A 15,389-nucleotide genomic window follows, 5' to 3' on the forward strand; every position below is an offset into this window, starting at 1 on the left:
GCACAACCTCGCCCTCGTCGGATAGACCAGCGGGCCGCACCGCAGCCGACCATGCCTGAGACGACTCGGAGATCATTTACGGGACAGCTCTTAGGCCGCGGCGTTCCGGGCCGACCAGGTCGATCTTCACGATGACGGTGCTGGACCGGGTCAGGCCCTGGTTCATGTCGGGCAGGACGTTGGCGGCGGTGATCCAGGCCTAGGTCGGGCCCCAGGCGAGCATGGCGGGCACGGGCAGTGCGATGAGCCAGCCGGCGATCAGGACAGGATGAGGCGTTCGCTACGGCACTTGACCCATCATTGAGACTCCTCGTGATCGATGCGGGCCAGGACCAGGATGTTGTCGGCGACGACGATTCAGTCGCCAGGCTTCAGAGCCATGAGAGCGACGCGGACCTGACTGCCGGTCAGGAGGGCGGTCACGGCGCTCGGGTGAGTTGGGGTGGGTGTCGAGGCGGACGTGGGCGTCGATGGCGGGAGTCACGTTGAGGTGTCTTCTCTTCTGCCGGTGGCCGGGCCTTCGGGTCCGGCCACAGGCGTAGGCGGGGCTATCGGGTTGCTCGTGTGGCGCGGGCGGTATGCGCGGGTGTGGTGGCTGGCGGGCCAGCGCGGGTGGTGGGCGCTGGTTGCCGCTGCTGCGTCGGGGTGGCTCCAGCGGCGTGCTGCCAGCGGGTGCGGGCGGCGGCGATGTCGGCGAGGGCGCGGCGGGCGCCGACGACGAGTTGGAAGGGGGTGTTCGCCGGGTCGCCGGCGTATGCCTCGATGCGTCGGCCGGTGTGCTCGGCCGTGGCCAGGAGGGAGCGCTGCAGGGCGCGCTCGCCCCAGTGCTCGACGGATCCGGCCGGTTCGGCCAGCATGCGGAGCACCTCGCCTGGGTCACTGCCGTCGTCCAGCAGGCCGCACTGCTGGGCTTCCCACAGGACGGTGACGGGGTCGACGGGCTCGTGGCGGCGGGCAAGGCCGGTCAGGCACTGCCACAGGCTGGCGTGCAGAGGCAGGGTGAGGTCGTCGGGGAGCAGCCACCGGACGGCTTCGATGTCGGAGGGGTAGGCCGTTGCGGTGGCGAGCAGCATCTGCTCCTCCTCGACCGCCTCGGTGTGGTCGGGGGTGAGGGCGGTGGGCGGTGCCGGGGTGCGGGGGAGGACGCCGGAGCGCGGGGGGAAGCGGTTCGCGATGTCGTCCACGACCGCGGCGAGCGCATCGGCCTCGGCGAGCACCGTCTGGACAGGGTGCGGGAGGGAGACGTCGTGGACGGTGTGGACGAGGCGTTCGGCGGCCGTCAGCAGGCGGCGGCGGGCGTGCTCCGCCTCGACCATCCGGGCGTAGGCGGGGGCGTGGGTGGGCCAGGGGCAGACCTGGACGAGGGTGTGCAGGTAGGAAGCGGTCAGCCCGCGCGCCTGCTCCCGGCCCGCGGCGAGCACGCGGTCGAGCCACTTGGTGTTCTTCGCGTGCTCGGCGGGGTCGGGCCGCAGCACGGTGCTGATTGCGGCGTACAAGGCGGAGTGCGCGGCGGTGGAGAACGAGTCGGCGGCGATGCCGCTCACGTCGTCCAGGCGGTGCGGTTCGAGGAGGAGGGCCCCCAGGAGGGCCTGCTCGACGTGAAACACCGGCTGGGGCGGTGGGATGGCGTCGAGGTCGTCTTCGTCGGGTTCGGGGGCGTGAGGCATCAGGCGGCGAGGGTGAAGTCGTCGGGGTCGAGGGTGACGCCGAGGTGCGGGGCGAGAAGGTGGCCGGCGAGCAGCGGGGGAACGGCGTTGCCGATCTGGGAGAACTGCTGGCCCTTGTTGCCAGCCCAGGGGTAGTCGGCGGGGAAGGTCTGCAGGAGGCCGGCCTCGCGGGCGGTGATCCGGATCGGCTCGGGAACGGTGGGCGCATCGGCCTCTTCGGCCGACGGTGAGGCGGGTTCGGCGACCCAGGTGCACTCGTTCGCGCGGTGCCCGAAGAACAGCGTGCCAGCCGGCTCGGACAGCGGACGGACGGTGGCGTTGGTCTGGTTGTTGCTGCGTAGGGACCAGGACCAGCGGTGGGCCTCGGCGGTGAACGTGGGCGCCGGAGCGTCGGCGGCACGGTTGTCGCGGGTGCCGTGCCGGGCCGCCCATCCCGCGCCTTCGCGGCGGGACTTGAGGACCACCCCGTCCGGCCGGGGCATCCAGGTGCCGCGTTCCCGGGCGTCGGACAGCGTCTTGCGGGAGCCAGAAGGGAATGGTTCGGGGCCGCCGCCGGGTCCACCGCCCGCGCAGACGGTGGGGACGGGCCGGTCGGTCGCGCCCCATCCCAGGGCCTCGGCCATGCTGACCCAGCGGGCGCGGCCTGGACCGAACAGCGACTCCGGTTCGGCCAGTTGGGAGTGCGTGGGGGTAGGAGGCTGCCCCGTACGGACGCGGGAGGCCAGGAGTATCGCCCGCTTCCTGGTCTGCGGGACGCCGAAGTCGGCCGCGTTGAGGATCCCGTACCAGACGGAGAACCCCCACCCGCGCAGGACGGCCGCGTACTGCTTCCACAAGGGCAGGACGTGCGGCACTTCCTCCATGGCGACCCAGTCGGGCTCGCCGACCGTGTTCAGGGCGTACAGATAGCGCATCGGCTCGGCTGCGAGCAGGGAGCGCTCGTCACGGCATGCGGCGAGGAGGCGTTCGCGGGAGTCGCGTCCGGCGGCCAGGTCCTCGACCGCCGCGTGCACCAGCGGCTGGTCGAGCAAACCGAGGCGCTTGCCGGCCATGCTCCACGCCTGGCACGGAGGGGAAGCGATCATTCCGCGGGTGCGGCCGATGAAGGGCCAGGTCGGATACATTGCCACGTCGGTGCGGATCGTCAACTGCCCAGCCGCAGACCGGGTCTTGCACGCCCACTCGTCCCATTCCAGCCCGATGTCGCGCACGCCGAGGACGTGCAGCGCCCTGCTCCAGCCGCCCGGCCCCGCGAAGAGGTCGAGTATCACGTGGCCAGCCCGAAGTCGGACTGTGTCGGAGCGTGCTTCGCCACGGCCCGGGCGGTGATTGCCTGCGACGCGCGGGCGGACGCCGCGGACAGCTCCTCCGCGCCGGGCTCCCGGTACCACGGCCGAAGGTCGAGCATGGCGGCGCGCATGCCGGTGGCGAAGCAGAGCGCGGTTCCCTTGGGCAGGGCGCGGATCGCGTCGGCGGGCAAGATCCGCTCCTGCCGCATCGACACCGACGTGCTCTTTCCGGACTCTGAGTGCGAGGTGGACGTGGTCTCCACGTCGTGGTCACCGATCAGGCGGCTGAGCTTGTCCGCGAAGTCCGGGTCGTCAATACCGCTGCCGATCACCTTGACAGTCGAGGCGGACCACATGGCGTCCATGCCCGCGTCTCCCCAGACCTTCTGGCCCTGGCGGTAGGACTGCAGGATCGTGATCGGGATGATCCCGCGGCTGCCGAGGTGGGAGTACAGGTCCGGCAAGTCGCTGATCTTGCACACGTTGGCAGCCTCGTCGAGGATCGCCAGCATGGGCGGATCCAGGCGCCCGCCAGCACGTTCGGCCTGCGCGGTCGCGGCCCGCATCACCGAGTCCGCGCACGCGGCGATCAGCGCCGAGGCTCCGCCGCCGCCGTCCTTGCTGAGCAGGAACAACGTGTCGGTCGACGTGACGAACTGCTCCGGGCGGAATTCCGGGACCTCCTTCTGCGGGGTCACCCACGCGGCGATTTCCGCGTTCAGGAGCGCGGAGGCGTACTGCCGGGCTGTCTCGTAGATGCCGTCCCTCGTTTCCGGGGGGCCGTCGACGGTGCCCTTGAGCTGAGCCGCGACGGCGGCGAAGTCGTGGTCGCGCAGGATGTCCAGCGGAGTGCGGTCGGCGGGGAAGGCGAGCCACTGCATGATGTCGGTGATGGGCCGCTCGTCGAGCGCCGCGGCCAAGAGCAGCTGGGACAAGATGTTGCTGCCGGCCTTCGACCAGAAGTCGCCCTGCTGGGAGGCGTCCACCGAGGCCGCGAGGAAGTGTCCGGCCAGACGGTTCGCCCCGTCCAAGGTGGTCGCGCTGGCGAGAGGGTTCCACCACATCTCGCGGGCGGCATGCGCGATCTGCTGTGGATCCATGGTCCATACCGCCCCCACCCGGGCCCTTGCCTCGTAGGCGGTGGTGAAGGCGTCGCCGGCGGCCTTGTTCGACGTCAGCAGGACCGGGCCGGGTGCGCCGAGCATGGACGGGATGGCGAGCGAGGTGGTCTTGCCGGACCGGGGCGCCATGATCGCGACGGCGACGTCTTCGAACCCCATCCGTACCTCGTGGCGGCTGCCCTGCAGGTTGCCGAGAAGGATGCCGGTGTCCTTCGCGTCGATGTGCTTGCTGTCCTTCAGGCTGGGACGCAGGGAACGGGCTTTGTCGCTGATCGCCTTGGCCATCAGCGGCTCGATGTCCCGGGCCTTGGCCATGTCGGTGATCTTCTTCCGGCCGCCGCTTCGGTTCTTGTGCCGGGCCCACAGGACGCCAGCCCCTGCCCCGAGAGCGAGGAGCAGGAGAACCGGGACGATGCGGGCACCGATCAACAGGGACGTTTCTCCTGCGTCGGGCCAGACCTGCTCGGGGCGGAGCAGGGCGTTGGTCGGCTGGTAGGGGGCCCAGCTGGTGCCGGTGAGGTAGGCGGTGATGTTGCCGGACAGCCAGGCCAGGTGGGACAAGGGGACGACGACGGCGAGCACGCCGAGGAGGAGGCGCAGGACGAGGTCGTATCCGTCGGTGTTGCTGCTGGAGGAGGGAGGGGGCAAGGGCTACGTGCTTCCGGGCGGGGAGGGAGGGTTAGCGGCTGCGGCCGTGCCTGGGCGGCGCTGGCCGTGAGGGGATCGAGGCCGTCGGCGTGGTGGAGTGCCGGGCAAGCGAAGGAGTGAACGCGGTCTTCCAGCGCGCCGACGACGTACACGACGAGCACGTCGGTCGTCGGGCGGATGACGACGTTCGGGTCGAGGGTCGGCAGACTGCGCCCGCTGTCGGTGCGGTGCACGGGCTTCGGATCGCCGAGCGCGGCGGTGAACGTGGCGACAAGGTGTGGCGGAGTGTGCGCACCGAAGCGGGCCTGTCAGACCTTCTGGTGCATGCCGAGGGTGACCGTGACGAACCAGGCTTCCGGATCAGCCGGTGTTCCCAGCCGCTTGACGTACGCCGTCTTGTCGGGGGAAGCAAGGCCGTTGTTACCGTACGGTGACCAGCCGGCCTGCCGGAGCGCTCCGTACGGGTCGTAAGGCGCGTCAGCGGCTGGGGCCGGGTCGGTGAGGGCGTCGGTGACGGCGGCGATCAGTTCGACGGGCGTGCGGGCGCCGAAGCTGGCGTACCAGGCGGGCCGGTCCGGCTCGGCGACGTGGTGCAGGGTCCACCACTGGTCGTCGGGGTCGGGCTCCGGGCGCAGGAGGGCCTTCTGGTCGGGGCTGGAGAGCAGGACGCGTGGCATCAGGGGGTCGTTGCCGTGGCTCCATCCGCAGGCACGGTGGAGGGGAACGGTGATCCAGGCGGGGTCACCGCCGCTGGCGAGGTGGAGCGGGGTGATGAAGTCGACCTCGACGGTCTCGGGAGTCGGGGACCCTAGTCACTTCCGTGCCGCGGTTCGTCGCCCGGGTGAGAGGGCAGGCATGGGAACCAGGGATGAGGGGGCCTTGCGGGCTGCGGTGTTGATCTCCCGGAGCGCTTTGCCGTGGGTGGCCCAGTCGTCGAGATAGCTCCAGGATTCGGCGTGATGTTCGGCGAGGGCGTCGTCGAATTCGGCGGTGCCGGGCTTGGCGGTGGCGGGCAGGGCGTCGCGGGTGAGCAGCCATTGCTCGTGCAGTTCGTCGAGACGGTCGAGGGCCGTGTGCAGGACGCCCAGCTGGTATACCCAGCGGCTCTGCACCGTGTTCTCCGGCAGCTGGGCCAGCTGTGTCTCGGCGGTCGCCAGCAGGTGCCGGGCGCCGTAGCGGAGCGGCTCGAACGCCTCGGCGGTGTCGGCATCGCGCTGGCTCTTGCGCATGCCGTAGGCGTGGTCGTCGTAGGGCCAGCCGTCGAGGCCGGTGTGCTCGTCGGAGTAGGCGTCCCAGGCGTCGAGGATCTTCTGGCTGTCCCGCACGTAGTGGTCGAGGTGGCGCAGGAAGTCGCGGTGTGCGTGGTGGTCTCGGGAGATGGGGAGGGGTCCTGTCAGGTCAGCGGCGAGCGGCCGGCTGCGCGGTATTGGCGTGCGCCGGGATCGTCGCGGGTTTCGTCTGCTGGCGGCGGGCTGAGCGTGCCTGGGCGCGTAGATGCTTGATGCGCGTGGCGTGGGCGTCGACTACCTGCTGCGGGCGCAGCGTGCTGGGCTCCTGTACGGCGCTGTAGTGGCCGGTGCGTTCGAACATGCCGCGCTGGAGCGGGTTGCGGTCGGTCAGCGCGGTGAGGAACGCGCTGACCAGGTGAGCGGGGGTGTGCTCGTCGAGGTAGGCGTGCCAGATGCGCGGGCCGGGAAACCCCCCTTGGCCGGGCTCGCGGGTCTCGATGTGCCAGGACGACCGGTCGTGGAATTCGCTCAACGGTCGCAGTTCGATGTGGCACATGGAGTCCGGCGAGCGCGCGCCGTCTGGCTCGTGGTGCCATCCTGCCGAGGTCACCTGCTGCCACGGGTCCGGCTGCTGTGGCGGCGGGGCGGTGAGGGCGTCGGTGAAGGCGGCGAGGACCTCGGCGGGCACGAGTTCGCCGAACTCGGCGTACCAACCGGGCTCGGTGCCGACGGGCTCCGCCCGTAGCCGCCACCACGCCGAGGTGCGGGACTGCGGGTCGAACTGGAGCCGGTGGCGAAGGTCAGGGCTTGCCAGGATGATCTCGGCGCTCAGGGGGTCGGAGACGGCGTTCCATCCGGCGGCGGCCAGGCCGTGGGTGACGTGGCGGGCGTCTCCGGGGCCGGCGAGGTGGCGGGGGCTGGTGTCGTACGGGATCTGCACGGCGTGCTTGTCGGCGAAGGCGGCGAGCTGCCGTTCGCTCAGCGGCACCAGCAGCACCCCTGCTCGCTCGTCGGCGAACTGCCGTACGGGTCACGGAGATCGTCCAGCACGTAGTGGAGGGTGTGCTGGTCGGCCAGTTCCCACGCGGCCGTGCGCAGCTCGGTGATCAGCAGGTCGCCCTGCGCCGTGTGCGGCGCGTCAGGGCTCTCCTGAACGGCGCGGGCGAGGGCGCGCAGCGTGTCGGCGAACTGGACGGGCAGGCCCGTGTACTCGTCGAGGAGGGGCTCGACGAGGGCGAGGGCTTCTGCGGGGTCGGGGTTCTCGCGCAAGTAGTCGGTGAGGTCCGCGAGCGTTTCGGTCAGGGTGCGGATGGTGTCCGGGGTGAGTGCGGGCATCGGGCTCCTCGGGGCGGGGCTATTGCGGTCAGCGGCGGGTGCGTGCGCCGCCGGCCGGGGTGTAGGGACGGGCGCTGGTGCGCGGCCTGGTGCTACGGGCGCTGTTGCGGGCCCAGGTGGCGGCGCGGGCGGCCGTGATGCGGGCCTGCTGCCACGCACTGAGCTGGGAGGGCTTCACGGACACCGACCAGGTACGGATCTGCGCGCTGTGCGGCACGCGTCCGCGCGGGCGCATCACGGGGTTCGGGCTGGCGAGTTCGGTGGAGAAGGCTTGCACCAGGTGCATCGGGGTGTTCGGCGTGAAGTTGGCCGTCCAGCCGTTGCCCTGCTTGTCCTGCGCTCCGGTCCACCACATCGCCGCCCCGTCGGGACTCTGCCGGTACTGCATCCACGCGGTGCCGTCGGGGCTCGTCGCCATGTAGTCCTGGCCCTCGAAGCGCATGTGCCAGTTCTGCTCCTGCAGAGGGGCCCAGACGTTGGGGGCGTGGGCGGAGCAGGGGCGGGTGAGGGCGTCGGTCAGGCCGGCGACGATCTCCGCCGGCGTCTGCCGACCCAGGTGGGCAGACCACTCGCCGTTCGCTCCGTCTGCGTGGCCGTGGATGGTCCATCCGCCGGGGAGGACGTAGGGGTCGTAGGCGATGCGGACGGTGCGGTCCGGGCTCTCCATGCGCAGGGGGCCGCCCGTCTTGGACTTGTCCCTCCAGCCGGAGGCGCGCAGGAACTCCGAGACGTGCCGGACGTCGCCGCCGCCGGCCAGGGCGCGGGGCTGGACGAGGTAGTGCTGCTCGTCAGGTCCCCAGCCCTGCCACTGCTTCTTCTTCACCGGCGGCGCCGGACGACGAGCGGTGCGGGTGCCGGGGGCTTCGCCGCCGTAGTCGCGGGCTGGGCGCCGACGCGCTGAAGAGCGTCTTTGTGTTCGTCCATGTCGAGGGTGATGTCGCCGAGTTCGTTCGAGGCACGGCCCAGGGCGAGCCACACCTCCGCGGGGAGCGCGCCTCGCTCTGCCTGGTCCTTGGCGAACACGCTGCCGGTGGCGACGAGGTGGGTGACGCCGCCGAGGACTCCGGTGTCCGGGTCGAGCACGCGGGCGATGACCTGAGCGGCCTGGGGCGGGGGCAGGTGAGAGAGGTGGTCGGCGAGCTGTCCGAGCTGGCGGGTGATCTCGTCGGCCAGTCTCACCGGGTAGGGGGTGGGGTGGGACATGCTCCTCCGGGCGGTGGACGGTCAGTGGTGGTGGCGATGCCCGACGCGCTGCGTCTCGGCGAGGGCGGCCTCCGGGCGGGCGCCGGCCAGCGGGGAGGCGTGGTCGGGGCCGGTCGGAATACAGGCGCGCAGATAGCGGCGGAAGAAGGCCGTGGCTAGTCGGGGCTTGAGCCGGTTGCTGAGCGGTGGGGGTGTGCGGATTGCTACGGGTATCTCCGGGTCTCGGGTGGTGAGGCGGGCGGTCCCGGCGCGGTGCCGGGACCGCCCAGGCGCCTTACGGGGTGCGGCGGGCCGGGGTTGCAGGGGAGGGGGAGCCGATCGGTGCCTGTTGCCGCACGGCAGGGCGGCCCGCTCGGGTGCGCGGGTCCTGCACGGCCTGTCGGTAGGCGGATTCGTCGAAGACGTCGGGCGTGCAGTTGACCTCGTACCCGGCCAGGAGCAGGACGGGGATGGCGCGGGTTGCCAGCCGCTTCTGCTCGTCGGCGTCGAGGTGTTCGGGCACGGTGTGCCAGATGTAGATGGGCGTGTCGGCGGGGTACTCGTGGCGTTCCAGGCCGAGGTGTTCCAGCAGGTCGTGGAGCTGGTCGGAGGCGCCCGTTGGGTGTCGGCGTGGATGGTGGTCGTCAGGGCCTTGATGTAGATCTCGACGTCCGTGCCGTATTCGTCGGCCAGGTTGGCCATGTGGTTCTCCGAAGTCACCGGCGGCGGGATTTCGCGGGCTGGGCGCGGCTCGGCGGCGGTGAGGTAGTGGCCGACCGCTGCGCAGGGCGCGCGGCGTGGTTGCGGGCGTGGAGGATGGCGCGAGCGGCCTCGCTCATGGAGGTGGCGGTGCTTCCGAGCCGTGCGATGGGATCGGGTTCCCCGGTGGGCGCGGCCCCTTGGAAGTCGCTGGCGGCGATCCAGGCGCGGACGACGACCTCTCTGGCGAGGGGCAGCAGCCCGTGGACGGGGGCAGCGATCTCGGTCAGAACCTCGGCCACCTCGCTGCTGGTTGTGGCGGCTGCGGCTCGCTCAGCGAGGCCCGCCAGGTAGCGCAGGGCGGCCTCACGTTCACCGTCCGGTGCGACCAGCATGTTCAGCGTGGGGTCGAGGTGGACGCTGTGCCCGGCGGCGAGCAGGGCGTGCGAGGCTGCGGTCGCCTTCCGGCGCTGCTGCTCGACGGGCAGGCCGTGTGGAAGCCGGTAATAGTCCCCGCGCGGTCCGGGAGCGGAGAGGAAGCCGCCGGTTCGCTGGAGGATGTCCGCAGCCTTGTCGGTGCCGCCGATGGCCACGACCAGGTCGGTTCGGGGGTCCTTGGTGATGGTGACGTACTCCAGAACCCAGAAGTTGGGCTCCGTCTGCTTCACCGAGACCGGGTGGTCGGCGTACGGGGACCGGCCGGGACGTGCGGCACGGAAGCGGCGGTGGTGGGCGCGGTCCGGCCTGCGGGATGCTGCAGAGCGGTGCCGATGCCGAGCGCGTCGAGGCGCGGGCCGATCTCGCACAGGGCGCGGGCCTGGGCCTGGGTGTCGTCACCACCCAGGCGGTAGATGCCACTCTGCGGGTCCTGGACGAAGCCGTGGGCCATGAGGACCGCGCTGGCGCGGTCGTCGGCGGGGGCGGTGGCGATGCTGCCGTCCGGCTGCCAGGTCAGGACGACCCGGTCCGGCTGGGAGGGCTGGATGCCGCCCAGGGCGTTGTGGCGGACCTGGGCGAGGGCGGCGTCGTAGCGGGCGAGCAGGTCGCCGGTGACCAGCTCGGCGCTCAGGAACGGGTCATCGGCCAGGGCGATGCCGTTGGGCTCGGGGACGGCGCGGTACGCCTCGTCGGGCAGGGCGTGCGGGGCGACGGCGGCGATGAGGAAGCCGTCGCGTTCGTCGTTCCGGTCCAGAAGGACGAGCTGCGCACCGTCCTGTCGGCTCAGGATGGCGGCCTGCTGCAGGGGGCGCTCGGCAAGAGAGGCGGCGACCAGGTCCAGGTCCCAGATGCGGTCGGCGAGTTCGGCGAGGTCGTCCTTGGCGTCGGCTGGCAGGTGGGAGCTGGTCCAACTGTCGGGGAGTTCGCCGGCGAGAACGTCGGCGAACGAGGCGAGGCGCTCGGAGGTGTCGTGGTCGTGCATGGTGTCCTTGGGCGAGGTGGGAGTCAGCGGCGCAGTCCGGCGGCCATCGGGGGCGGCGGGGCCGGGAGGGTGCGCGGCGGTGGCGGGCAGGCGCACACAGCAGAGCGCTCTTGCTCGGTTGACGGGACTTCCCCGGTGCAGGTGCTGCGGCCGGGGTGCGGGGCATGCCGGTCGACGAGCTGGTTGCGGGTCTCGGAGAGGTCGGTACGGATGACGCGAAGGTGCTCGTCGGCGAGGTAGCGCAGCCGCCGCGCGATGTAGGGGTCGGCCGCCTGGCCGAGCCCGTCGTGGAAGTCAGCGGTGGCAGTGAGGACTTCCTCCAGCGCGGCGAGGACGCCGTCGTGGGCGGCGGTCAGCTCAGTCAGCGCATCGGCCGCCTCGCCCGTAGTGGCGGCCTCGCGAAGGCGCTCGGCGACGTGGGCAACGGAGGATCCCAGCGGCAGGTAGCTGGCCGGACGCGAGTCGGTGTCGAAGTCCGCGTCGCAGTCGACGTGGTATCCGGCCGCCCGCAGGCGGGCCACGGCGTCGGTGGCCAGACGGGACTCGTCGTCCTCCGCCAGGCCGGTCGGGGCGCGGTGGTACGTCTCATGGACGCGGACGACGGCGACGAAGCCCGCGCGCTGGAGGATGCTGTGTGCCTCGGAGTCGCCGCCGCGGGCAAGGAGTTCGTCGGAGTGCGGGTCGCGGCGGATGTCCAGGAAGCGGTCGGTGCGGGGCAAGGAGACGTTTTCTCCTACGGCGATCGGTGGGCGTTGTGCCGGACGGCTGCCGGGGCCGGGACGGCACGCGGCTGGACCAGGCGGTTGGCGGTGGTGTCCAGGTCCTGCTGGATGGCGTGGAGGCGCCGGGCGATCAGCTCCAGGCGGTGTGCCGCATCGGTGCCGGCTGCTCCCGGCTGGCGGGCGATCCGGTGCGAGGTGTGCTCGACGAGTCCGCGTACCGCGGCCAGAGGGCCGGCCTGTTCGTCGGCGAGCTGCGTGAGGATGGTCGCGAGCTGGGCCGACGCCGTGAGCGCCGCGCGGACGGCAGGCCGCGAAGGGGAGCTGGATCGGACAGGGATCAGGTGAAGGTCCTGTTCGATGCGACGCGCCTCATCCGCCAGGCGCCGCCGTTTGTCTGCGGGAGGAGCGTGCCACGCACCGTCGAGATGGATCAGGTTGGCGATCAGGTCGAGGCGACCGGGCTGGGCTTGGACGGCGATCCACCGGCAGCCATGTTCCTTGCCGGGGATCTCGATGCCGACGGCTCGTGCGAGCCGTTGAGCGACCTCGGCCCCTCCGGTCCTGTCTGGACGGACGTCCAGATCCTCTGCTCGTCGTCCAGGGTGAAGTAATCCCGGCCGGGCCAGTGGGCGATGATCGTGTGCTCCGTCAGGCCCTCGTTCGGTGAGACCGGCCGCCCCAGCGCCTCTTCGAGCGGGTCGTGGGGCCGGTGGGTCCGCTCGTGCAGGCGGGGGATCACCGGCCGCCCCGGATGTCGGCGATGTGCACGAGCTGGCCCAGGGCGGTGGTGGTGTACCAGCCGCAGTCGATCAGCTCGTCGCGGTCAGCGAACCGTGCGAGGAGGGAGTCCTCCATGGCCCGTAGATAGATCAGGCAGTCAGGGCAGCGGCGTGAGAGGTGCACGAGGTAGCGAGGGTGGGCGGTGACGTAGGACTGGGCGCCGCCGGTCGCATCCCGCAGCCGCCACCCGTCCTCGTCGGTCGGGGTGTGCCAGGAAGGGGCCACGACGCGCATCGCGTCGCCCCACAGTTCTCCGCCGGCCACCCCCTTCAGGACGACGATGGTGTCACCGGCCTGGAAATGGGCGTGGGTGATGTCCCGGTCGGGGGTGAGCGGGTCGGGCGTCGGTGCGAACGCCGAGACGGACGGGGGCTGGGACATGAGTTCCTTCCACGCGATGGCTGGCGGGGTGGGAGCATCAATAGTCCGGAGGAACGCCGGTTTGGCTAACCGGCGTTTCCCGGCTATGTTGCCCCGCCGTCAGCGGAACGGGTTCTCCGTCCCGCGGTCCGCCTCACTGGCCGCGTCGAGGAGTTCGAGCAGGTCAGTGCCTTCGGCGTCCCGCTGGTCGATCCACCATCCGGCACGGGTGACGGGGCGGGCCTTCTCCTCCAGCTCCGCCCAGTCCGCCTCGTCCCAAGTGCCCTCGATGACGAGCGCGGTGTGCGCGGCCGTCATCAGCTGGTGGCGGGAGCGCTCGCCCCAGCCCAGGGCCTTCTCCGGGCCCTCCAACTGCGGCATGTAGAACTGCTTGGCCCACGCGACGGCTGCCTCCTGCTCCTCGGCCCGCTTGGTCGCGAGCCATTCCTCCTTGGACTCGGAGTCGGCGTCGCGCGCCGCCTTCCAGCAGTCGGTGCAGTCCTTCGACGCGAGCCAACGGGCAAAGCCCGCCCGCTTGTCGGCAGGACGATTGGACAGGTCGTGATCCACGCTGTGGGAGCAGGCGTGCTCCACGGTCCAGTGCGTACGCACGGCCATCATTCGATCTCCTCAAAGGGGTTGGAAGGTGGGAGTGCGCCCTGATCAGGACGTCTTGTGCCGACCTCGGAGTGGGCGGCGGTGTCGGCCGCGCGGCCGGTGCCCGGCGGGGCGGAGCTGTCGGCGCGCGGCGAGAAGGACGGCGAGGGCGAAGGCCGCGCCGGCGACGGGGAGCGCCGCGCTGGCGAGCGTCTGCTCGGCGAGGCGTCCGGCCAGGGCGGTACCGGCGGACTGCCCGACGCCGATCGAGAGGATCAGCCACGCATACGCCTCGCTGGTCCGGCCCGCAGGGGCGAGGGCATCGGTGGTCACGTAGGCGCAGGCGACCACGATGGTCAGGAACGCACCAGGCACGGCGACCGCGGCGGTGGCCGCGAAGGGCGCAGGCAGGGCCGCGAGAGGGAGCCATCCGGCGAGGAACGCGGCGCTGGCGATGATCAGCCGGTCGGCGGTGGTCCGACTCCAGGTGCGGCGCCCGTAGACGAGGCCGCCCAGGAAGCTGCCGGTGGAGAACGCGGCGGGGATGATGCCCGAGAGCATGTCCTGTTCGTGGTGCTCGGCTATGGCGATCGACCACACGTTCATGGCCCCGATCGCGAACCCGATGCCGGTGAGCGAGACGAGCAGGAGCAGCAGGCCGGGGCTGTTCAGCCGTCCAACGGGACCGTGCCGGGTGCCGACTGACGGTGTCGATAGCCAGCGCCGCGACGGCGGAGCGAGGACGACCACGGTGGTGCCGGCGGCATCGCGGGCGTCGACTCGGGCCCATCAGCGCTCCGAGGGGGGCAAATTGAGCCATGGTGGTGACCATGCGTACAGGCCAGTCGCTATCGGAGCCCATCGAACTTCCCCAAGTGCTCTGCGAGTTGATCTGATCAGGTGTGGGGAGTTGCGAACATGACAATCAGTCAACCTTGAGTCTCCCTCTTGATCGGCTCTCGCCGAACCAACCATGATCTTGCACTTGTGTGCGAGGCGTGTTGCCTTGTGTGCTCGGTGTGAGAAGGGGTGGGGGAGTGCTCGCGTCGGTATCTGCGCGTGTGCGGATGTTGATCGTGCTGGTGGCGCTGTCCGTGATAGCGGGCGGCGGCTGGTTGGTCCAGGTGACCGCCGGTGACTCCCCCGCTGGGCAGGATGATTACGCCTACGGTGGCCCGCAACCTGCTGCACATCAGAAGCCGGTGACGCCGCAGCAGCGGCGTGCACAAACGAAAGGCAAAGCCAAGCCGGTCAAGCCACACGCCTTGCCGGCGACGAAGAGCAAGCCGGCCACGGCTGCCCAGATCGAGCTGCTGAAGCAAAATCAGAGGCAGTTGCAGGCGGCGGGCCGTAAGCACCCCCGCGTCCCTGCCGGTTCTCGCCCATCCGGCCGTACGTTCAATCAGGCATCCTTCACCACCCGGGCCGGCGCGGCTGCCGCTGCCTCGTACAACAGCGGTGCCCTGTACCAGGTGAGCACCGACCCGTTCGGGAACGCCGCCGCGCAGCAGGGCGGTTGGCTCATGGCGCTGGGCAACCACATCGGGGCCGCGGTCCCGGGGGAGCCACTGCAGGTCAAGGCAGCGATCTGGCAGTCCGGTGGCGCGAACACGGAAGTGCATCCGGTGAAGGTGCGCTGGAAGGTGGATTACTACGGCTGTCGCTTGAGCAGCGACGACGTGCAGTGGTTCGACTTCGGGCAGACCGTCCAGGCCCCTACCCTGAACACCGACAAGGTCTTCCCTGAGGTCAACGCGTCGTTCACGGTGCCGACGACGGAGTGCACGCAGCAGGTTCCCAGCTTCACCGTCTGGGCCTGCACGACCGTGACGGACGACCCCACGGACACCGAGTCTTGCGGCTCGTACAACATGTTCTACATCGTGCCGTCCCTGCCCGAGGGCGCTGAATGCGCTGCGGTGTGCGGTGACGCGAGCGGTGCGGCCGGTACGACGGTGATGCGCGCCGACCCGGTGAACACGGCGACTGGCGCGTTCACTGAAGCGTTCAACGACGCCAACGTGCCGGCTCCTGGCGTGCCGTTGCAGGTCGGACGTGTCTACTCCTCCGACAACACCGAATCTGGAGCGCTCGGCAAGGGCTGGCAGCTTCCGTGGGAGACGCGGCTCAAGATCGAGGCTGATGGCGATGCGGTGCTGGTCGGTGAGGGGGGCACCCGGCACACGTACAAGAAGTCCGGGGGGACGTTCACCACTCCAGGCCAGGCCCGCTCCAAGCTGGTTATCGACGGCAGTGGCTACAAGCTGACCACCGCGGACCAGTCGACGTACGCCTTCAACGCCTCCGGTCAGTTGACCGCGGTCAAGGACCGCACCGGCC

Annotated in this window: 19 protein-coding genes; 3 read left to right on the top strand and 16 right to left on the bottom strand. The window is 70.9% G+C overall.

Annotation, left to right across the window (positions count from 1 at the left end; genetic code table 11):
* Positions 1 to 548: 548 nt before the first annotated feature.
* The 10 genes from ACZ7EG_RS39895 to ACZ7EG_RS39940 form a co-directional block, all read right to left on the bottom strand.
* On the bottom strand, positions 549 to 1,667 hold the full coding sequence (locus ACZ7EG_RS39895) for a DnaB-like helicase N-terminal domain-containing protein (RefSeq protein WP_471089915.1): 1,119 nt from the start codon (positions 1,665 to 1,667) through the stop codon (positions 549 to 551).
* The gene (locus ACZ7EG_RS39900) at positions 1,667 to 2,938 is read right to left on the bottom strand and encodes a DNA cytosine methyltransferase (RefSeq protein ID WP_471089918.1); all 1,272 of its coding nucleotides are present in this window, start codon (positions 2,936 to 2,938) and stop codon (positions 1,667 to 1,669) included. Before ACZ7EG_RS39900 ends, ACZ7EG_RS39895 begins: the two co-directional genes overlap by 1 nt.
* Positions 2,935 to 4,725 carry a type IV secretory system conjugative DNA transfer family protein gene (locus ACZ7EG_RS39905; protein WP_471089921.1) on the bottom strand — a complete coding sequence of 597 codons (1,791 nt, stop codon included), beginning with the start codon at positions 4,723 to 4,725 and terminating at the stop codon, positions 2,935 to 2,937. The genes ACZ7EG_RS39900 and ACZ7EG_RS39905 overlap by 4 nt, the downstream gene beginning before the upstream one ends.
* Positions 4,726 to 5,033: 308 nt before the next feature.
* Complete coding sequence (locus tag ACZ7EG_RS39910; RefSeq protein WP_471089924.1) at positions 5,034 to 5,402, bottom strand: SPDY domain-containing protein; 369 nt, start codon at positions 5,400 to 5,402, stop codon at positions 5,034 to 5,036.
* A 135-nt stretch (positions 5,403 to 5,537) separates the two neighbouring features.
* On the bottom strand, positions 5,538 to 6,050 hold the full coding sequence (locus ACZ7EG_RS39915; protein ID WP_366815838.1) for a hypothetical protein: 513 nt from the start codon (positions 6,048 to 6,050) through the stop codon (positions 5,538 to 5,540).
* Between the two features lie 73 nt (positions 6,051 to 6,123).
* On the bottom strand, positions 6,124 to 6,942 hold the full coding sequence (locus ACZ7EG_RS39920; RefSeq protein ID WP_471089927.1) for an SPDY domain-containing protein: 819 nt from the start codon (positions 6,940 to 6,942) through the stop codon (positions 6,124 to 6,126).
* Positions 6,933 to 7,289, bottom strand: a complete 357-nt coding sequence (locus ACZ7EG_RS39925) for a hypothetical protein (protein WP_471089930.1) — start codon at positions 7,287 to 7,289, stop codon at positions 6,933 to 6,935. Before ACZ7EG_RS39925 ends, ACZ7EG_RS39920 begins: the two co-directional genes overlap by 10 nt.
* 28 nt (positions 7,290 to 7,317) lie before the next feature.
* On the bottom strand, positions 7,318 to 8,112 hold the full coding sequence (locus ACZ7EG_RS39930) for an SPDY domain-containing protein (RefSeq protein WP_471089933.1): 795 nt from the start codon (positions 8,110 to 8,112) through the stop codon (positions 7,318 to 7,320).
* A complete protein-coding gene (locus ACZ7EG_RS39935; protein WP_471089936.1) occupies positions 8,109 to 8,492 on the bottom strand; it encodes a hypothetical protein in 384 nt (127 codons plus the stop codon). The genes ACZ7EG_RS39930 and ACZ7EG_RS39935 overlap by 4 nt, the downstream gene beginning before the upstream one ends.
* Before the next feature lie 274 nt (positions 8,493 to 8,766).
* The gene (locus ACZ7EG_RS39940) at positions 8,767 to 8,994 is read right to left on the bottom strand and encodes a hypothetical protein (RefSeq protein WP_470541097.1); all 228 of its coding nucleotides are present in this window, start codon (positions 8,992 to 8,994) and stop codon (positions 8,767 to 8,769) included.
* 3 nt (positions 8,995 to 8,997) lie between these two features.
* Here ACZ7EG_RS39940 and ACZ7EG_RS39945 point away from each other — a divergent pair, with 3 nt between their 5' ends.
* Positions 8,998 to 9,132 carry a hypothetical protein gene (locus ACZ7EG_RS39945; protein ID WP_466112763.1) on the top strand — a complete coding sequence of 45 codons (135 nt, stop codon included), beginning with the start codon at positions 8,998 to 9,000 and terminating at the stop codon, positions 9,130 to 9,132.
* A 55-nt stretch (positions 9,133 to 9,187) separates the two neighbouring features.
* Here ACZ7EG_RS39945 and ACZ7EG_RS39950 read toward each other — a convergent pair whose 3' ends face one another.
* The 3 genes from ACZ7EG_RS39950 to ACZ7EG_RS39960 are packed head-to-tail and all read right to left on the bottom strand — an operon-like array spanning position 9,188 to position 11,309.
* Positions 9,188 to 9,838: a hypothetical protein gene (locus tag ACZ7EG_RS39950; protein WP_471089940.1), complete on the bottom strand. Its 651-nt coding sequence runs from the start codon at positions 9,836 to 9,838 to the stop codon at positions 9,188 to 9,190.
* Positions 9,835 to 10,590, bottom strand: a complete 756-nt coding sequence (locus ACZ7EG_RS39955) for a hypothetical protein (protein WP_468185228.1) — start codon at positions 10,588 to 10,590, stop codon at positions 9,835 to 9,837. The genes ACZ7EG_RS39950 and ACZ7EG_RS39955 overlap by 4 nt, the downstream gene beginning before the upstream one ends.
* Positions 10,591 to 10,613: 23 nt before the next feature.
* Complete coding sequence (locus tag ACZ7EG_RS39960) at positions 10,614 to 11,309, bottom strand: hypothetical protein (RefSeq protein WP_471089943.1); 696 nt, start codon at positions 11,307 to 11,309, stop codon at positions 10,614 to 10,616.
* A gap of 26 nt (positions 11,310 to 11,335) precedes the next feature.
* Between ACZ7EG_RS39960 and ACZ7EG_RS39965 the strand changes: the two genes are divergently transcribed.
* Complete coding sequence (locus ACZ7EG_RS39965; RefSeq protein ID WP_471089946.1) at positions 11,336 to 11,923, top strand: hypothetical protein; 588 nt, start codon at positions 11,336 to 11,338, stop codon at positions 11,921 to 11,923.
* A 124-nt stretch (positions 11,924 to 12,047) separates the two neighbouring features.
* On the opposite strand, the gene ACZ7EG_RS39970 is transcribed toward ACZ7EG_RS39965, so the two are convergent.
* From ACZ7EG_RS39970 to ACZ7EG_RS39980, 3 genes are all read right to left on the bottom strand, one after another.
* Entirely contained in the window at positions 12,048 to 12,473 is a 426-nt protein-coding gene (locus ACZ7EG_RS39970; protein WP_425910850.1) for a hypothetical protein, read from the bottom strand.
* 99 nt (positions 12,474 to 12,572) lie between these two features.
* Positions 12,573 to 13,070 carry a hypothetical protein gene (locus ACZ7EG_RS39975; protein WP_471089955.1) on the bottom strand — a complete coding sequence of 166 codons (498 nt, stop codon included), beginning with the start codon at positions 13,068 to 13,070 and terminating at the stop codon, positions 12,573 to 12,575.
* Positions 13,071 to 13,115: 45 nt separating this feature from the next.
* Entirely contained in the window at positions 13,116 to 13,655 is a 540-nt protein-coding gene (locus ACZ7EG_RS39980; protein ID WP_471089949.1) for a hypothetical protein, read from the bottom strand.
* Between the two features lie 461 nt (positions 13,656 to 14,116).
* Between ACZ7EG_RS39980 and ACZ7EG_RS39985 the strand changes: the two genes are divergently transcribed.
* Positions 14,117 to 15,389: DUF6531 domain-containing protein (locus tag ACZ7EG_RS39985; RefSeq protein WP_471089952.1), on the top strand; the 1,273-nt coding region annotated here is incomplete at its 3' end.

Source organism: Streptomyces sp. NPDC037100 (assembly GCF_055606225.1).